Annotated in this window: 17 protein-coding genes and 1 other annotated feature; all 17 genes read left to right on the top strand. The window is 44.5% G+C overall.

Annotated features, from left to right (window positions below; all coding sequences use genetic code 11):
* Positions 1-98: 98 nt before the first annotated feature.
* On the top strand, positions 99-1,112 hold the full coding sequence (gene gap / locus ACG3M1_RS20205) for a type I glyceraldehyde-3-phosphate dehydrogenase (RefSeq protein WP_008816593.1): 1,014 nt from the start codon (positions 99-101) through the stop codon (positions 1,110-1,112).
* A 246-nt stretch (positions 1,113-1,358) separates the two neighbouring features.
* Complete coding sequence (locus ACG3M1_RS20200; protein ID WP_395814529.1) at positions 1,359-2,483, top strand: GGDEF domain-containing protein; 1,125 nt, start codon at positions 1,359-1,361, stop codon at positions 2,481-2,483.
* A gap of 68 nt (positions 2,484-2,551) precedes the next feature.
* Complete coding sequence (locus tag ACG3M1_RS20195) at positions 2,552-2,740, top strand: hypothetical protein (protein WP_002605982.1); 189 nt, start codon at positions 2,552-2,554, stop codon at positions 2,738-2,740.
* A 38-nt stretch (positions 2,741-2,778) separates the two neighbouring features.
* Positions 2,779-2,983, top strand: a binding site (T-box leader).
* Between the two features lie 37 nt (positions 2,984-3,020).
* Positions 3,021-4,358: a cysteine--tRNA ligase gene (gene cysS / locus ACG3M1_RS20190; protein ID WP_395814526.1), complete on the top strand. Its 1,338-nt coding sequence runs from the start codon at positions 3,021-3,023 to the stop codon at positions 4,356-4,358.
* On the top strand, positions 4,358-4,744 hold the full coding sequence (locus tag ACG3M1_RS20185; protein WP_002605980.1) for a Mini-ribonuclease 3: 387 nt from the start codon (positions 4,358-4,360) through the stop codon (positions 4,742-4,744). The genes cysS and ACG3M1_RS20185 overlap by 1 nt, the downstream gene beginning before the upstream one ends.
* Positions 4,741-5,463 carry a 23S rRNA (guanosine(2251)-2'-O)-methyltransferase RlmB gene (rlmB, locus tag ACG3M1_RS20180; RefSeq protein ID WP_002605979.1) on the top strand — a complete coding sequence of 241 codons (723 nt, stop codon included), beginning with the start codon at positions 4,741-4,743 and terminating at the stop codon, positions 5,461-5,463. The genes ACG3M1_RS20185 and rlmB overlap by 4 nt, the downstream gene beginning before the upstream one ends.
* A gap of 32 nt (positions 5,464-5,495) precedes the next feature.
* On the top strand, positions 5,496-6,080 hold the full coding sequence (locus ACG3M1_RS20175; protein ID WP_395814523.1) for a sigma-70 family RNA polymerase sigma factor: 585 nt from the start codon (positions 5,496-5,498) through the stop codon (positions 6,078-6,080).
* 92 nt (positions 6,081-6,172) lie between these two features.
* Positions 6,173-6,322 (top strand): 50S ribosomal protein L33, encoded by a 150-nt coding sequence (gene rpmG, locus ACG3M1_RS20170; RefSeq protein WP_002605977.1) that lies wholly within the window; start codon positions 6,173-6,175, stop codon positions 6,320-6,322.
* Positions 6,323-6,333: 11 nt separating this feature from the next.
* Positions 6,334-6,513, top strand: a complete 180-nt coding sequence (gene secE / locus ACG3M1_RS20165; RefSeq protein WP_002605976.1) for a preprotein translocase subunit SecE — start codon at positions 6,334-6,336, stop codon at positions 6,511-6,513.
* A 10-nt stretch (positions 6,514-6,523) separates the two neighbouring features.
* On the top strand, positions 6,524-7,075 hold the full coding sequence (nusG, locus tag ACG3M1_RS20160; RefSeq protein ID WP_002605975.1) for a transcription termination/antitermination protein NusG: 552 nt from the start codon (positions 6,524-6,526) through the stop codon (positions 7,073-7,075).
* Positions 7,076-7,336: 261 nt separating this feature from the next.
* Positions 7,337-7,528: a hypothetical protein gene (locus ACG3M1_RS20155; protein ID WP_002605974.1), complete on the top strand. Its 192-nt coding sequence runs from the start codon at positions 7,337-7,339 to the stop codon at positions 7,526-7,528.
* A gap of 60 nt (positions 7,529-7,588) precedes the next feature.
* Positions 7,589-8,353 carry an HAD-IIA family hydrolase gene (locus tag ACG3M1_RS20150; protein ID WP_002605973.1) on the top strand — a complete coding sequence of 255 codons (765 nt, stop codon included), beginning with the start codon at positions 7,589-7,591 and terminating at the stop codon, positions 8,351-8,353.
* Between the two features lie 103 nt (positions 8,354-8,456).
* On the top strand, positions 8,457-9,755 hold the full coding sequence (eno, locus tag ACG3M1_RS20145; RefSeq protein ID WP_002605972.1) for a phosphopyruvate hydratase: 1,299 nt from the start codon (positions 8,457-8,459) through the stop codon (positions 9,753-9,755).
* Positions 9,756-10,251: 496 nt separating this feature from the next.
* Positions 10,252-12,087 carry an APC family permease gene (locus ACG3M1_RS20140; protein ID WP_002605971.1) on the top strand — a complete coding sequence of 612 codons (1,836 nt, stop codon included), beginning with the start codon at positions 10,252-10,254 and terminating at the stop codon, positions 12,085-12,087.
* A 226-nt stretch (positions 12,088-12,313) separates the two neighbouring features.
* Complete coding sequence (gene secG, locus ACG3M1_RS20135; RefSeq protein WP_002605970.1) at positions 12,314-12,544, top strand: preprotein translocase subunit SecG; 231 nt, start codon at positions 12,314-12,316, stop codon at positions 12,542-12,544.
* A 73-nt stretch (positions 12,545-12,617) separates the two neighbouring features.
* A complete protein-coding gene (gene rnr, locus ACG3M1_RS20130) occupies positions 12,618-14,750 on the top strand; it encodes a ribonuclease R (protein ID WP_002605969.1) in 2,133 nt (710 codons plus the stop codon).
* An 18-nt stretch (positions 14,751-14,768) separates the two neighbouring features.
* Complete coding sequence (locus ACG3M1_RS20125) at positions 14,769-15,935, top strand: CapA family protein (RefSeq protein ID WP_008728198.1); 1,167 nt, start codon at positions 14,769-14,771, stop codon at positions 15,933-15,935.
* Positions 15,936-15,946 lie beyond the last annotated feature (11 nt).

The following is a 15,946-nucleotide window of genomic DNA, read 5'->3' as shown; positions in this document are numbered from 1 at the left end:
GGAAGGAAGGCTGAAAAAAACTGCAAGTGAAAAGATTCTCAATTGACATTTACCTATGAAATACGTATAATAAGAGTGTTAAAAGGAGGACTTTGAAGATGACAGTAAAAGTTGCTATTAATGGATTTGGACGTATTGGGCGTCTTGCATTCAGACAGATGTTTGGGGCTGAAGGTTACGAAGTAGTTGCAATCAACGACCTGACTTCTCCAAAAATGCTGGCTCACTTATTAAAATACGACTCTACACAGGGTACATACGCTAAAGCTGATACAGTAGTTGCTGGTGAAAACTCTATCACAGTTGATGGAAAGGAAATCACAATTTATGCTGAGGCTGATGCTAAAAACCTGCCTTGGGGAAAATTAGGTGTAGACGTTGTTCTGGAATGTACAGGATTCTACACTTCAAAAGACAAAGCTTCTGCACACATCGAAGCTGGTGCTCGTAAGGTTGTTATCTCTGCACCTGCAGGAAACGATCTGCCTACCGTTGTATTCAACACAAACCACGATGTATTGAAACCGGAAGACACAGTAATCTCTGCTGCTTCTTGTACTACAAACTGCTTAGCTCCTATGGCGAAAGCACTGAATGATTTAGCTCCTATCCAGAGCGGTATCATGTCAACAATCCACGCTTACACAGGTGATCAGATGACACTGGACGGACCTCAGAGAAAAGGTGACCTGCGTCGTTCCCGTGCTGCTGCAGTAAACATCGTTCCTAACTCTACTGGTGCTGCTAAGGCTATCGGTCTGGTTATTCCTGAACTGAAAGGTAAACTGATCGGTTCCGCTCAGCGTGTACCTACTCCTACAGGATCAACTACAATCTTAGTTGCTGTTGTTAAGGGGAAAGTAACTGTTGACGAAATCAACGCTGCTATGAAGGCTGCTTCAAATGAATCTTTCGGATACACTACTGACGAAATCGTTTCAAGCGATGTTATCGGTATGCGTTACGGATCACTGTTTGATGCAACTCAGACAATGGCTATGGAAATGGAAGACGGAAATACTCAGGTACAGGTTGTATCTTGGTATGACAACGAAAACTCTTACACTAGCCAGATGGTTAGAACAATCAAATTCTTCTCTGAATTAGCTTAATTCCCAGACGAAAAGTATAAACAAAAGATCACTACGGTGGTCTTTTTTATGCATTCATGCGAAGGAAGTTAAAGCTGAACGCACTTCCGGATATGGCGTGAAAGAATGACGAAAACAATTACAAATATCGCCTCTGAGATGGAAGCTACTGATATCGGCAGAATAATTGTAATGTTTTCTGTTTCGTCGTTGTTTTCCTTTCTATGTGCATGCTATAATTGATGTAACAAATTTGGGGAGAGAACTATGGATAGAAAACGGCGAATCAGCAGAGTAGATGTACAGGTATCCATTGTGACAGCTGTTCTTGTGACAACACCTTTGATCTGTGTGTATTTTTTTAACTACTTTATCACACATGAGGATATGATCAACAGTCTCAAGGAGCGCTCTCACAGCATCTATCAGTATGTGGATGATTATGTGGATAAGACCACTTTTCAAAATACAGAGGCATTGACGAGAGATAATCCTGCCTATATACGTATGAAGGAGAAACTGGAAGAAGTAAAAGCCAGCACGAATGTACGTTATCTATATACTGCAGAAAAAAATATACAGGGGGAGTATGTATATCTGGTGGATGGTCTGCCGTATGACAGCTCTGATTTTCGTAATCCCGGAGATAAAATCGAAGAGGAAATCATCCCGGAGCTAACGGCTGCTTTACATGATAAAATTATTTTGCCGAATCAGATAAAAAATACGGAATGGGGTCCTATCTTTATCTCTTATTTCCCGATTCATAAGGGCAATGAGGTCGTGGGTGTGCTGGGAATTGAATTTGATGCCACCCATCAGTACCGTGCTTTTCAGATAATTCGCATCGGTACACCGATCATTGCGGCAATTGCCTGTCTGCTCGCCGTATTCATCGCTGTTCGTTTGTTTAAGCGTATCAGCAATCCCATGTATAAGGATATGGCGAATACAGATTTTTTGACAGGTCTGAAAAATCGAAATGCATTTGAACTCGATATCCAGAACAAACAGGATGAGGTGCTGGGGATACTGATTGCGGATTTGAACGGATTAAAGAAAATCAATGATGAACAGGGGCATCAGATCGGGGATGAATATATAAGGAAGGCGGCAACGGTGATTGGAAAATGTGCCAGTACCTGTCCGGTATATCGCTTCGGCGGTGATGAGTTTGTTGTTTTAGTACCCGATGCGGATGATAAGAAGATGAAGTCTTTGTGTGAACGTATTCTGACCTATGAGGAAACCGTGCCTAAGGACTGTGACATACCGATTTCCCTATCGGTTGGGTATGCGCTGTATGATCCTGTACAGTGTGCATCGCTGCAGGATGTATTCCATGAGGCGGATGTGCAGATGTATAAAATGAAAAACAGCAGAAAAATATAGCATCTCCTCTTTTCAAATGTGACGGAAAGGTGTAAACTATAACCACAGTTCTGAGTGAGGTGAAGATCATGGCATTGCGTACAAAGCTGAATACCAATGATGAAGGAGATACAAATGGTTTCAAGGAGCTAGATGATTTGGATGCAGTCTATGTGGATGAAATGAAAAAATCCGGACTGAGTGATGACCTGATGGCTCAATTCATGAATATATCAAAAGCGCTTGAGAAGGAAAAAAGCGAGGGAAATGAGCGGTAGTATTGAAATCCGCATAGTTCCCTGTTATACTAAAACAAGATAAACCTGTGACAAGGATGAGTACCGGCATATGTATGGAAAGACAGCGATTTCTGAATGGTGGAAGCAGAAACAATTCATGCGGGAAATGCCCCTTGGAGGGATTTTTCGATAATGTAGAAGAATACGTAGTTCGGCGTTAACGTACCAAGTGGAAAAGCATTTTTCAAATAGAGTGGAACCGCGCGAAACAGCGTCTCTATAATATAAGTGCTTTTTTTATTTATAAGGAGGAAATGATATGAAAATATTCAACAGTATGAATCAAAAGGTGGAAGAATTTAAACCCCTGCATGAAAATGAGGTGCATATGTATGTATGCGGTCCAACAGTATATAACTATCCCCACATCGGGAATGCCCGGCCCATCGTTGTATTCGATACGCTGAAGCGCACGTTTCAGGCGATTGGGTACAACGTTAAAATGGTCTCAAATTATACCGATGTTGATGATAAGATCATCAAGGTCGCAAAGGAATGTGGAGTAAGTGAAGCAGAAATTACAGAGAAATTTATAGATGCATATAATCATGACCGTTTATCCCTGCACGCTGCAATGCCGGATGCGGCTCCAAGGGTTACAGAAACCATGGATGCCATTATTGCTTTTATTAAGCTGCTGGTGGATAAGGGACATGCATATGAAATGGAAGGCGATGTGTATTTTAGAGTAAACAGTGTGGAAAGCTATGGAAAGCTGTCCAATCAGCAGATCGAGGATTTGCTTGTTGGTGCGCGTATTGACGAGAACAGCAAGAAGGAAAATCCGCTGGATTTCACATTGTGGAAAAAAACAGAAGAAGGTATCAAGTGGGATTCTCCATGGTCTGTGGGACGTCCGGGATGGCATACGGAATGTGTAGTCATGATCAATCAGGAGTTTGGCGGTGAGCATACGATTGATATTCACGGCGGTGGTATGGATTTGAAATTCCCGCATCATGAAAATGAGATTGCACAGTCTCGTGCAGCTTACGACTCTCCGATTGCTAATTACTGGATTCATAATGGTATGGTGAATATTGATGGAGAGAAGATGTCCAAAAGTCTGGGGAATGTGATCTGGGCAAAGGATATGATTGCGAAAATCGGTGGAAATGTATTGCGCTGGGTCATGCTGTCTGCACACTATCGTGCACCATTGAATATCAATGAGGAAGCAATCGAAACGGCGAAAAAGGAATTGAACCGCGTGGCTACTGCAATGAAGCAGGCGTATGTTAAACTGGGTCTTGCCGATGTTGACATGGATGAGACCTGTGATGAGGATCAGCTTGCGCCGTTTCTTGATGCTATGCAGGATGACATGAATACACCGAATGCTTTTGCGGCTGTGTTTGAAACTGTTAAGGCTCTCAATCAGGCACTGCGTCAGAGAGAAAGTGATCTGCAGGTGGTGAAGGCACTGGTTCGTACCCTGGAGAAAATGATGGATGTCCTGGGCATTGAGCTTTTGCGTCTGACAATGAGCGAGGAAGACAAACAGCTGCACCGTCAGTGGAAGGCAGCCGTTAAGGAAAAGGATTTTGAGACGGCTGATCAATACCGTGCGAAGCTGATAGAGAAGGGTATCCTGTAATGGATATTAAGGAGTATAACGGAACATCGCTTGCCTATATGGGAGATGCTGTCATGTCGCTGCTGGTTCGGGAAATGCTGCTGGCACAGGGCTGGCAGAAATCCAAAATTTTACAGAAGAAGAGTGAGTCCTGGGTGAGTGCGAAGGCACAGGCGTATTTTCTGATTCAGCTGAAGGAGCGTGCATTTTTCAGTGAAGAGGAATATGCAATCGTCCTGCGCGGACGCAATACCCATTCCGCAAGCAAGGCAAAAAATGCGGATGTGACAACCTACCGTATGTCAACCGGTCTGGAGGCATTATTCGGCTGGCTGTATCTGACGCATCAGGAGGACCGTCTGAAGGCCTTGTGGGAGGAAATTCAGAAGATAGGAGAATACCAATGACGCAGTATGTATATGGAAAGAATGTTGTAAAGCAGCTTCTGCAGGACGGGAAGCCCATTCATGAGGTTCTGATACAGGAGGGTATCCGTGATACAGCACTGGAAGGTGAAATCAAAAAAAGACGGATCCCTGTAAAGGTTCTGGGCAGAAAGAAGATGGATCAGCTGCTGAACGGAAACCATCAGGGCATTGCCGCCTGTATCGACGATTACAAGACCTGGGAGCTGGAAGAACTGCTGGAAAGCGTTCCGCAGGGAAAACAGCCGCTGCTGGTGATGCTGGACGGCTTGGAGGATCCTCATAATCTGGGGGCGATTCTACGTACCTGTGACTGTATCCGGGCAGATGGCGTCATCATTGGAAAGCATCGCAATGTTCGTCTGACACCGACGGTTGCCAAGGTGAGTACCGGAGCAATTGATACCGTAAAGGTAAGCGTGGTCACCAATCTTGTACAAGCAATCAAATACCTGAAGAAGCAGGGCTACTGGGTGGTCGGAACAGATTTTGAGAATTCCCGCGATTACCGTGAAGGACAGTATGATGTACCTCTTGTTCTTGTGATTGGCAGCGAAGGCTTCGGTATCAGCTCTCTTGTGAAAAAGAATTGCGACTATTGTGTCCGTCTGCCGATGGAGGGAAGCGTCAGCTCTTTAAATGCTTCCGTGGCAGCAGGCATCCTGCTTTACCAGATTCACGCACAGCGCCATCCTCTGTAATTTTCTGCTTCCCTTTCGGGGAGAGAAAATAGATGGAAGAAGTTTACGAAAACGATTATGAATTACTATATTTAATACGACAAAAAGACGAAATGGCATTTGCAGCCCTCATGCATAAGTATGAGGAAATAGCTGATAAGCTGATTAAGAAATATATCGGAGCCTGCAAAAGCGGGCTATCTGAGGATGACTACCTGCAGCTGGCAAGACTCAAGCTTGTACAGACGATCGATGACTATCGCGAGGATCAGGAGGCCAGCTTCTATCATTATTTTTGCAGTGTATTTCACAATCTGTTGATTGACTGTTACCGGCAGTCGGCACATGAACGACGTGTGCTTTCCCTGGATAGCTGTATACGCGAGGAGGCGGGAGGCTACTGTCTGCTTGATATAATGGAAAAGCCTAATGAAAGCTTTGCGGTTTCCTATGAATTTCAGCATCGTGTGAATACACGCAAGGAGGCTCTCAGCGATTTGGAAAAAAGAATCGTCGATTTGCGTGCGCTTGGATATACGTACCGCCAGATTGCGGACACGCTTCAGGTCAAGGTGAAAAAAGTGGATAATACACTACAGAAGGTACGAAAAGACAGGGAAAGGGAGGAAATGCGGTAGAATTCGCAGCATTCCTGCTTGGAATTGGAAATTAAATTGACGAAACCACTTCTTTATGATAAAGTAAATAGGCAAAGAAAGAGGTGTTCCTGATGAGCGATAAAGTCATATTAACCTGCACCGAATGTCTTTCTCGAAACTATACAACTACAAAGAACAAAAAAACGCATAATGAGCGTATTGAATTGATGAAGTTCTGCAAGAAATGCGGTAAACATACACTTCACAAGGAAACGAAATAAGGAGGCAGCTTATGAAATGGTTCAGTATTAACGGGATTTTAACCGAAATGAAGAGAATACGCTGGCCAAAGGCAAAGGATCTTGCCAGAGACAGTGTAACAGTATTTGGATTTGTAGCATTCCTGGCCTTATTCTTTTACCTGTGTCAGGTTGTATCATCCGGTTTCTTGAAACTGATTGGAATCGTGTAGGAGGTAAAGCATGGCTGAGGAAAATAAAAAGCAGTGGTATGTGGTCAATACATATGCCGGACATGAAAATCGTGTAAAAGAAAATCTGTTGCGTCGTGTGGAATCCATGGGACTACAGGATTATTTGTTCCGTGTAATTGTCGCAGAAGAAAAAGAGATTGAATACAAGAACGGTAAGGAAGTAGAGAAAACGACCAACCTGTTCAGCGGTTATCTGTTTGTTGAAATGATCATGACAGATGAAGCATGGTATATCGTACGTAATACGCCGGGCGTTACCGGATTTATCGGATCCAGTGGTGGTGGTGCGAAGCCGTTCCCTGTTGCTGAAGAGGAAATGGAGAGCATCCTGCGCCGTCTTGGTATGAGTGAGCGTAAGGTACAGATCGATTTTGTTGTTGGAGACCGTGTACGCATTCTGAGCGGGGCTTTCGCCAATGTTGAAGGAACTGTTGAGGAACTGCATGAGGATTCTCAGACAGCTGTTGTACTGACCATTCTGTTTGGGCGTGAAACTCCGACGGAAATCGGATACGGCGAATTGGAGAAAGTGGAGCTTTAAAGCGCTGCGAATTTCTATAAAATAATTGAGACGTAGAATACCTGCGTCTTTTTTCGTTTACCTTAATGAGCACTCAAAAGACTTTTCAGGGCTTCCTTTAAACAGCACAGGAGCATAGGATAGAAACTGTTTCCTTAATAAAGTGGAAATAATTGACTGCTGTGCATATATGCAGCTGTTTAAAAAAATATGCAGACATGGCGGGAAACTGACAAAATTCGTCGCTGTATCTTCCTATAATAGAGGCAGGAAGTGATAAAAATGCGGGAACGGGCAGGATTTATCATTGGAATCAGTGGTGTTGTGCTTCTTCTCAAGCCTAATTTTGATCCGGATCAAATGGCAATGTATTTCAACTATCTTGTGGGGAATTACTGGCCGGCTATTCTGATTATTATCGGCCTGCTCCTGGTTAACCCGAAAAAGAAGAAAACAAGAGGGAAAAGCAGATAGGTGCCACTTGACAAAAATGGTGCTTTCTATATCATTAAGGAGTAGAAAGCAGGTGGCAGTATGAAAAAAACATATTTCATAGATCTCGATGGTACCATGTATCGCGGATCACAGATTATAGAAGGTGCTAAGGAGTTTATCGACACGCTGACGAAACGGGGCGAGCGTTTTGTTTTTCTGACGAATAATGCAAAGCGTACAAAGCGCCAGAATGTGGAGCATATGGAACAGATGGGATTCACCGGTATCCGGGAAGAGCATTTCTTTACCTCCAGCATGGCAGCGGCTAGGTATGCGGCTGCGCATTATGAGGGAAGAAACGTCTGGTATATCGGGCAGGATGGACTAAGAGAGGCCTTGGAGGATAACGGCTTTACCGTTACAGAGCAGGATGTTGATCTGGTCTTTGTTGGTCTGGATAACACAGGTACCTATGAGAAATATTCTAAGGCATTGGATTTTCTGTTGAAGGGAGCGAAGCTGATCGGTACCAATAATGACCGCCTGCTTGCACAGCCGGGTGGATTTGCGGTAGGCAATGGTTCCATTGTAGCGATGTTTGAATATGCAAGCGGGCAGGTTTCTCCGAAAATCGGGAAGCCGCATGCTCCGATTCTGGAGGAAGCATTGAAATATTTTCAGCTGTATGCGGATGAGGCAGTAATTCTGGGAGATAATCTGGAAACAGATATCCTGCTGGGTGTGGAAAACCATGTGGATACGATTTTTGTGACCAGTGGTGTGCATCAGCGCGAGGATGTGGAAAAACTACAGATTTATCCAACGCGTACCATTGATGATCTTAGAGAATTACTTGCGGAATAAATTGTGTGAAAATGTGTTAGTTTGGGCAAACTCCTTTAGACAAAAGGGGGTTTGTGCTATACTGTGCATGTATAAAAAGTGTAGATAAAGGAGGACATAGGTTATGTCATTGATTACAAATGTTCATGCCAGAGAAATTCTGGATTCTCGAGGAAATCCTACAATTGAGGTGGAAGTGGAAACAGCTTCCGGATTTGTAGGTCGTGCCATGGTGCCAAGCGGAGCATCCACTGGAGAAAGAGAAGCACTGGAGCTGCGTGACGGCGATCCTTCCCGTTATGGCGGTAAGGGTGTACTGCAGGCAGTGGAGAACGTTAACAATATTCTGATCGATGTGGTTTTGGGAATGGATGTTACCGACCAGGCTGCAATTGACAAGGCGTTGATTGATGCCGATGGAACTAAGGATAAATCCAAATACGGAGCGAATGCGATTCTGGGAATCTCCCTTGCGGTTGCACATGCTGCTGCGGATTACTATGGGTTGCCACTGTATCGCTATTTAGGCGGTATCAATGCCAAGACACTGCCGGTACCTATGATGAATGTGTTAAACGGCGGAAGTCATGCGGATTCTTCTGTGGATTTTCAGGAGTTTATGATTATGCCGGTAGGCGCAAAAAGCATTCGCGAAGCAATTCGTATGGGTGCTGAAACCTTCCATGCCCTGAAAAAAGTGTTGAAGAGCAAGGGACAGGTCACTGCTGTCGGTGATGAGGGTGGATTTGCGCCAAACCTGGAAGACAATGAAGCGCCGCTGAAATGTATTATGGAAGCAATCGAGGCTGCCGGCTTCCGTGCCGGTGAGGATATCTGCATTGCGATGGACGTTGCGGCCAGTGAGTTCTATAATACAGAAACAAAGATGTACGATTTGAAAAAATCCGGACAGGGCTCCAAGACAACAGATGAAATGATAGCATGGTATGATGAACTGGTTGAGAAATATCCTATTATCTCCATTGAAGACGGTCTGGGAGAACGCGACTGGGATGGCTGGAAAAAGCTGACGGAGCATCTGGGTAAGAAAATTCAGATTGTCGGGGATGACCTGTTTGTCACAAATCCGGCAATCCTGCAGGAGGGAATTGATAAGGATATCGCGAATTCCATCCTGATTAAGGTGAATCAGATTGGTACACTGACAGAAACCTTCGATGCAATGGAGCTCGCAAAGAAACACGGCTATACGGCTGTCGTATCTCACAGAAGCGGTGAAACAGAGGATGCGACAATTGCGGATATCGCAGTTGCCTTCAATGCGGGACAGATCAAAACCGGATCCATGTCCAGAACAGATCGTATTGCGAAATACAATCAGCTGCTTCGTATTGAAGAAGAGCTGGGTGATGTTGCTCTTTTCCAGGGGAAATCAGCATTCTATAACATTTACAAGCATTAAGCGTTCATTCAGCGTTTATAAATACATCATGGGGTATTCTCGAATTTACAGGAGGATACCCTTTTGTTGTGAAATGGTTTTCAGCCACAGTGCAGCGGATTCAGGCAATGCGGTAATAATGTGGCCCACTGCTTATAGAAATTAAGGACAAGCTGTTGCGAAGAGTGCTTCAGGGCTGCTGCTTATATTCTTTTCCTGTCGCATACCAAAGAAAGGTAATCCCTTTACCTGTTTCCCAGTCCATGAGCGACCTGCAGAATTCTGCGATTTGATACCGGCTATTGTCTGTTCGAGCTTGATCAGTCCATCAGGGCCTTTTCATATGATAAGGATTTCTAGCATTTCTCTAATGAATTTCTATCATACTTTGCGAAACTATATCGTATATAAAGTTTATCTAAATAAACCTGTGTATGAATTGACTATTTTCGCTGGAAGCATAAAATAGTGTCAGCAGATATTTTCTGCATGCTTCATAGAAATCGAGGGAGTAGCTATGTTAAAAAAAATAAAGCATCTTGTGCTGGGACAATCGCTGCGTAGTGATGCACTGGATCATGAGAAGTTCAGTGTGATATGGGGACTTCCTGTCCTTTCAAGTGATGCGATTTCATCCGTTTCCTATGCCTGTGAGGAAATTCTGATGGTATTGATTCCTGTATTGGGAATGGCATCCTACGGACTGTTGATGAAGGTAGGCTTTGCAATTGTATTTCTTCTTTTTATTTTGGTATTTTCCTATCGGCAGACCATCAATTGTTATCCGCAGGGAGGAGGTTCCTATATCGTTGCCAGTGATAATCTGGGAAAGGTATTCGGATTGATTGCGGCGGCTTCTCTGGCAATTGACTATGTGCTGACAGTGGCGGTCAGTGTCTGTGCAGGAACAGCAGCAATCACCTCCGCATTCCCACAGCTGCTTTCTATGCGTACGGGCATCGCGCTGATAATTATCAGCCTGCTTACGATTGGCAATCTGCGGGGAATGAAGGACAGCAGTGTTCTGTTTGGTATTCCGACCTATCTGTTTATTATCACGATTTTACTGTTAATTGTCACAGGCTTTGTAAAGGTGCTGATATTCCATGAAACTCCGGCTGTTTCCGCAGCTATGCCGCAGTTTGTGGAGAATGCAGGTCTGCTGCTGTTTCTAAAGGCTTTTTCCAGCGGCTGTACGGCACTGACCGGCGTAGAGGCAGTAAGCGACGGAATTCCTAATTTCCGTGAACCGGCGCAGAAAAATGCCAAGCGTGTGCTGTACCTTCTGGCAGGGCTGGTCTTTGTGATTTTCCTTGGAATCTCTGCACTTGCTTCCCTATATCATATTATACCAAATGCGAATGTGACGGTGATTGCCATGATAGCGGAGGCTGTTTTCGGAAACGGGACTCTGCTGTTTTATCTGGTGCAGGTAACGACCGCAGTTATTCTTACAATGGCTGCAAACACAGCCTTTGCTGATTTACCATTACTGTTGTCCATTCTGGCAAGGGATGGATTCGTGCCAAGACAGTTTATGTCAAGGGGGAGCCGTTTAAGCTTCTCCAATGGAATTCTGTTGCTGTTTTTCCTCTCTGCCGCACTCGTGATCTATTTTCATGCGTCCTCCCATCTTTTGATGCCGCTGTATGCAGTCGGTGTATTTCTGTCTTTTACATTATCACAGGCGGGAATGTTTGTACGATGGGTGAAAAGAAAGGAAGATAAGTGGAAGCATAAGGCATTCATCAACGGAGCCGGTATGGTGATCACCGGAATTACCTGTGTGATCATCGCAGCAAGTAAATTTCTGCACGGTGCATGGATCGTGTTGATCTGCATTCCGGTTCTTGTATATATCATGGAGCGGATACACCGGCATTACCACTATGTCAAGGAGAGCCTGAAAATCCGTTCTGCCGAGGAATTGCAGCCGTATGATCTGCAGATCCATGGAAGCGTCATACTGCCTGTTGATTCCATCAACCGCAGCTTTCTGAAGGCTTATCATTATGCATGCTCCCTGCAGGTGAGGGAAATGGAATTCTATCACGTAAATACGAATGCGGAGGCGACTGAAAAGCTGCAGGAGCTGTATCAGCAAATGCGGCTCGATATTCCGCTGATCGTCGAGGATGCTCCATACCGGAATGTGAATGAAATGATATTGCATCATGTCGAGGAAGCGCAGAACGATTTGAAAAAGAAGGAAAGTGTAACGGTGATTCTACCGCAATTCGTTATGAAGAAAAAACGTTTTCATGCTCTGCACAATCAAACCTCCATGCAGCTAAAGCTGCAGCTGAGCAAATTGCGCAATGTTTCCGTTGTCAGTGTTCCCTATATCATATAGTGAGAGCGTTAAGCAGCTGTTTTTCGTCCTGTCTGTGGGGCAGAAGCTGGAGCGTGTTCAGATCGAGGAGGGAGCATCTGACAGCATAAGTCTTATGTACAGCATACAAGATACATCCATTATGCCTTGAACACAGGAGAATCTCGTCCTTTTACAAAAAATAAATTGTTTTTTATCCGTGTGTTTGTTATAATGATTAAGAACGTATTGAGAAAGGAGGATTATTATGGGCATTTTAGACACCTTACTGATGATTGCAGCGGTCGTTTTAATAATACTCTCCTTATTGCAAAGCGGAAAATCTGACGGGTTGGGAAGCGCCTTCGGTGGAAGTGAAGGACTGAATCTGTTCGCAAACGTTAAGGAACGTGGCTCTGAAAAAGTCATGTCCAATGTCACTCTGGTGACAGGAATTGTGTTTTTCGCTCTTGTTATAATCATTCGTATTGTTAAGTAAGTAAGAAAGACCGTCTAAGGTCTTTTTTTAATGGTATAATATTGTTATAGGAAAAAAGGAGGGCTGATGAGCTATGAATAAAAAAGAAGAACTGCTGGCGCTGATTCATGGAAACGGTTATCGAGGTATGCATGCGGCACAGCTTTCAAGAGCCCTGGATATGGAAGACAGTGCATCCTTCACACAGCTGATGAAGCTGTTAAATGATCTGGAAGCAGAGCATATACTCGCAAGAGACGCCAAGGAGCGTTATTTCACAAGTGAAGAGCTGGGGTATGTTACAGGTACACTACGCATCAATCCGAAAGGCTTCGGCTTTGTGGAAACAGCGGATACCAGCTATTATATAGGTCGGGATCACCTGGGTCTCGGTATGGATCGGGATATTGTTTTTGCGAAGACATGGACAAACAATGATAAAAGTGTTGAGGGAGAAGTGATTGAGGTTCTGGAGCACAGTGTCAGACAGCTGGTGGGAACCGTGAAAATCAAAGAGGGCAGAAAATATTTCCTGTCGGATGCATTTTTGAATTACCGCAAGGTTAGAATAACAAACTTCGATGATTTCCGTCTTGTGAATGATTCCAAGGTTCTGCTAGGAATTGACAGCTATGGGACTGTACTGAAGTGCCATATTGAGAAGGAAATCGGTTATAAATATGATCCGGGTATTGATATTTTATCAGTTTTACTGGAAAAGGATATCAATCCGCAGTTTCCTGAGGATGTCATGCAGGAGGTACAGCAGATACCGGAAACCATCCAAGAGGATGATATTGCACAGCGCAAGGATTTGCGAAAGCTGCTGACCATTACGATAGATGGAGAGGATGCCAAGGATCTGGATGATGCCATATCTGTGGAAAAGCTGGAGAACAATAAAGGATACCGGCTGTATGTTCATATAGCGGATGTTTCCCATTATGTGAGGGCGGGAAGTGCCATTGATCAGGAGGCCTATGCCAGAGGTACCTCGGTCTATGTCGTTGACCGTGTGGTACCGATGCTTCCCCACGCCCTATGCAATGGAATCTGTTCCCTGAATCCAAGAGTGGATCGGCTTACGCTGACATGCTGTATGGATATCGATAAGAAGGGTGAAATCGACAATTATAAGATATATCCTTCCATTATATGCAGTGATGAGCGAATGACATATAAAAAGGTGAATGCGATTCTTGCGGGTGATGCGCAGTCACAGAAGGAATATCCGCACCTGTTGAACTTGTGTCTCAACATGAAGGTGCTTTCCGGTATCATCCGACGGCGAAGAGAGCGTCTGGGAGCGATAGATTTTGATACGAGAGAAGCAAAGATTCTCGTTGATGAAAAGGGGAATCCGACAGATATCGTGTTGCGGGAGCGCGGAGAGAGTGAGCGGATCATTGAAGATTTTATGATTGCCGCAAATGAATGTGTCGCCATGCACATGAAATGGATGGAGGTCCCTTCCATGTATCGAATCCATGAAGCTCCGGAGCCTAAGAAAATGCGTGATTTTGCTACTACTGCAAAGTCACTCGGCTATAATTTTCAGGGCGGTATACAAAATGTTTACCCCGCACAGCTGCAGAGTCTTCTGAATGAGGCCAGAGGACAGGAGAATTATTTTGTGTTATCGAGCTTTATGCTGCGGGCTATGCAGAAGGCACGCTACGATAACCGCTGTATCGGGCATTTCGGTCTGGCATTGAAAAATTATCTGCATTTTACTTCGCCGATTCGGCGTTATCCGGATCTGGTAGTTCACCGAATGCTTCGGCGTTATATCTTTACATCCAGTGATGATGTCGAGCGCATGAAGCAGGATGAGCTGTGGTGTGAGGCTGCCGCTAATCAGGCAAGTGAGCGGGAACGCAATGCAGTGGATGCGGAGCGGGAAGTAGACGATATGAAAAAGGCGCAGTATATGGAGCGCTTTGTCGGGCATATGTTTGACGGTGTTGTCAGCGGTATTACCAAATTCGGAATGTTTGTAGAGCTGGAGAATACGGTAGAGGGTCTTGTGCATGTGACAGCCCTTACGGATGATTATTATCATTATGATGAAATGACGAAATCACTGATTGGCGAGCATACGGCTAAGGTGTATAAAATGGGGCAGAAGGTTCGTGTAAAGTGCAGTGGAGCGGATCGTTTCAAACGTGAGGTTGACTTTGAGGTTGTAGAGAAGAAAAAGCGGCAGCGTAAGAAGGCATCCCGATAGGGTATTGAGGGAAAGAGTATGAAGAAATTATGGATAGTTTTGGGGTGTGTGCTGCTTGTGACAGGCTGTTCGGGGAAAAGCGGTACGAAGGAAACGAAGCAGGAAAAGGCTGCGGACCCCGTTGTAAAAACAGAGGAAAAAGATGATATCCGCGATGTATCCTTTGTTGCGGTAGGGGATAATCTGATTCATGGTGCAATTTTCTATTACAATGCCAAGGGGGATGGCACCTATGATTTTAAGGATATTTATGAGCATACAAACCGCTATACACGCAAGGCGGATATCGCCTATATCAATCAGGAGACGATTTGCGGCGGTACGGAGCTGGGATTGAGCCATTATCCATCCTTTAACGGGCCTTACGAGGTGCTGGATGCGGTTGCGGATGCAGGCTTTGACTGGATGGCGGCTTCCAGTAATCATACACTGGATGCCGGTGTACAGGGTATCTTGAATCAGCTTGCTTACATGAAGGAACATCATCCGGATATCAGGGTGACGGGAAGTCATGCAACAAGAGAGGAAAGTGAGCAGCTGCAGGTTATCACCCGTGAGGGTGTGAAGTTTGGAATACTTGGATATACCTATGGGTTGAATGGCTATGTTCTTCCAAAAGGTAAAGAGTACATGGTTGATTTGATTGATAAGGATAAAATAAAAAATGATGTGGAAAAGCTGAAGAAGGTCAGCGATGTCCAAATCGTTAGTATGCATTGGGGAACGGAGTATTCCTTTGAGCCGAATGAGGAACAGAAAGAGCTTGCACAGTTCCTGAGTGATCTGGGTGTGGATGTCATTATCGGTGAGCATCCGCATGTCATACAGCCGATGGATTATGTGACAGGAAAAGACGGGAATCAGACTCTTGTCATCTATTCACTTGGCAATTTCCTGTCTGCACAGGATGATCATGAGAATATGCTGGGAGGCATGGCAAGCTGGACCCTGTCCTATAATATAACGAATGGTGAAGTGAGCTTTAAAAATGTGGAGTTTCTTCCAACCGTTACTCATATAGAAGGGAATTTCTCATTCTTTCGTACATATACTCTGAAGGATTATACAAATGAACTTGCTGCACGTCATACACTGACGACGCAGTATCATCAGGAGAATACAAGGGAGTATTACATAAATCTTGTGAACAGGGTTATGAATGATAAAGTGAAGATCGTATATTAGAAAGGAACACA

The organism is Clostridium sp. 10cd* (assembly GCF_044336395.1).
GTDB classification, from domain to species: Bacteria; Bacillota_I; Bacilli_A; order Erysipelotrichales; family Erysipelotrichaceae; genus Clostridium_AQ; species Clostridium_AQ innocuum.
The sequence above is the reverse complement of the archived record's forward strand: the minus strand, read 5'-3'. Positions and strand labels throughout refer to the sequence as shown.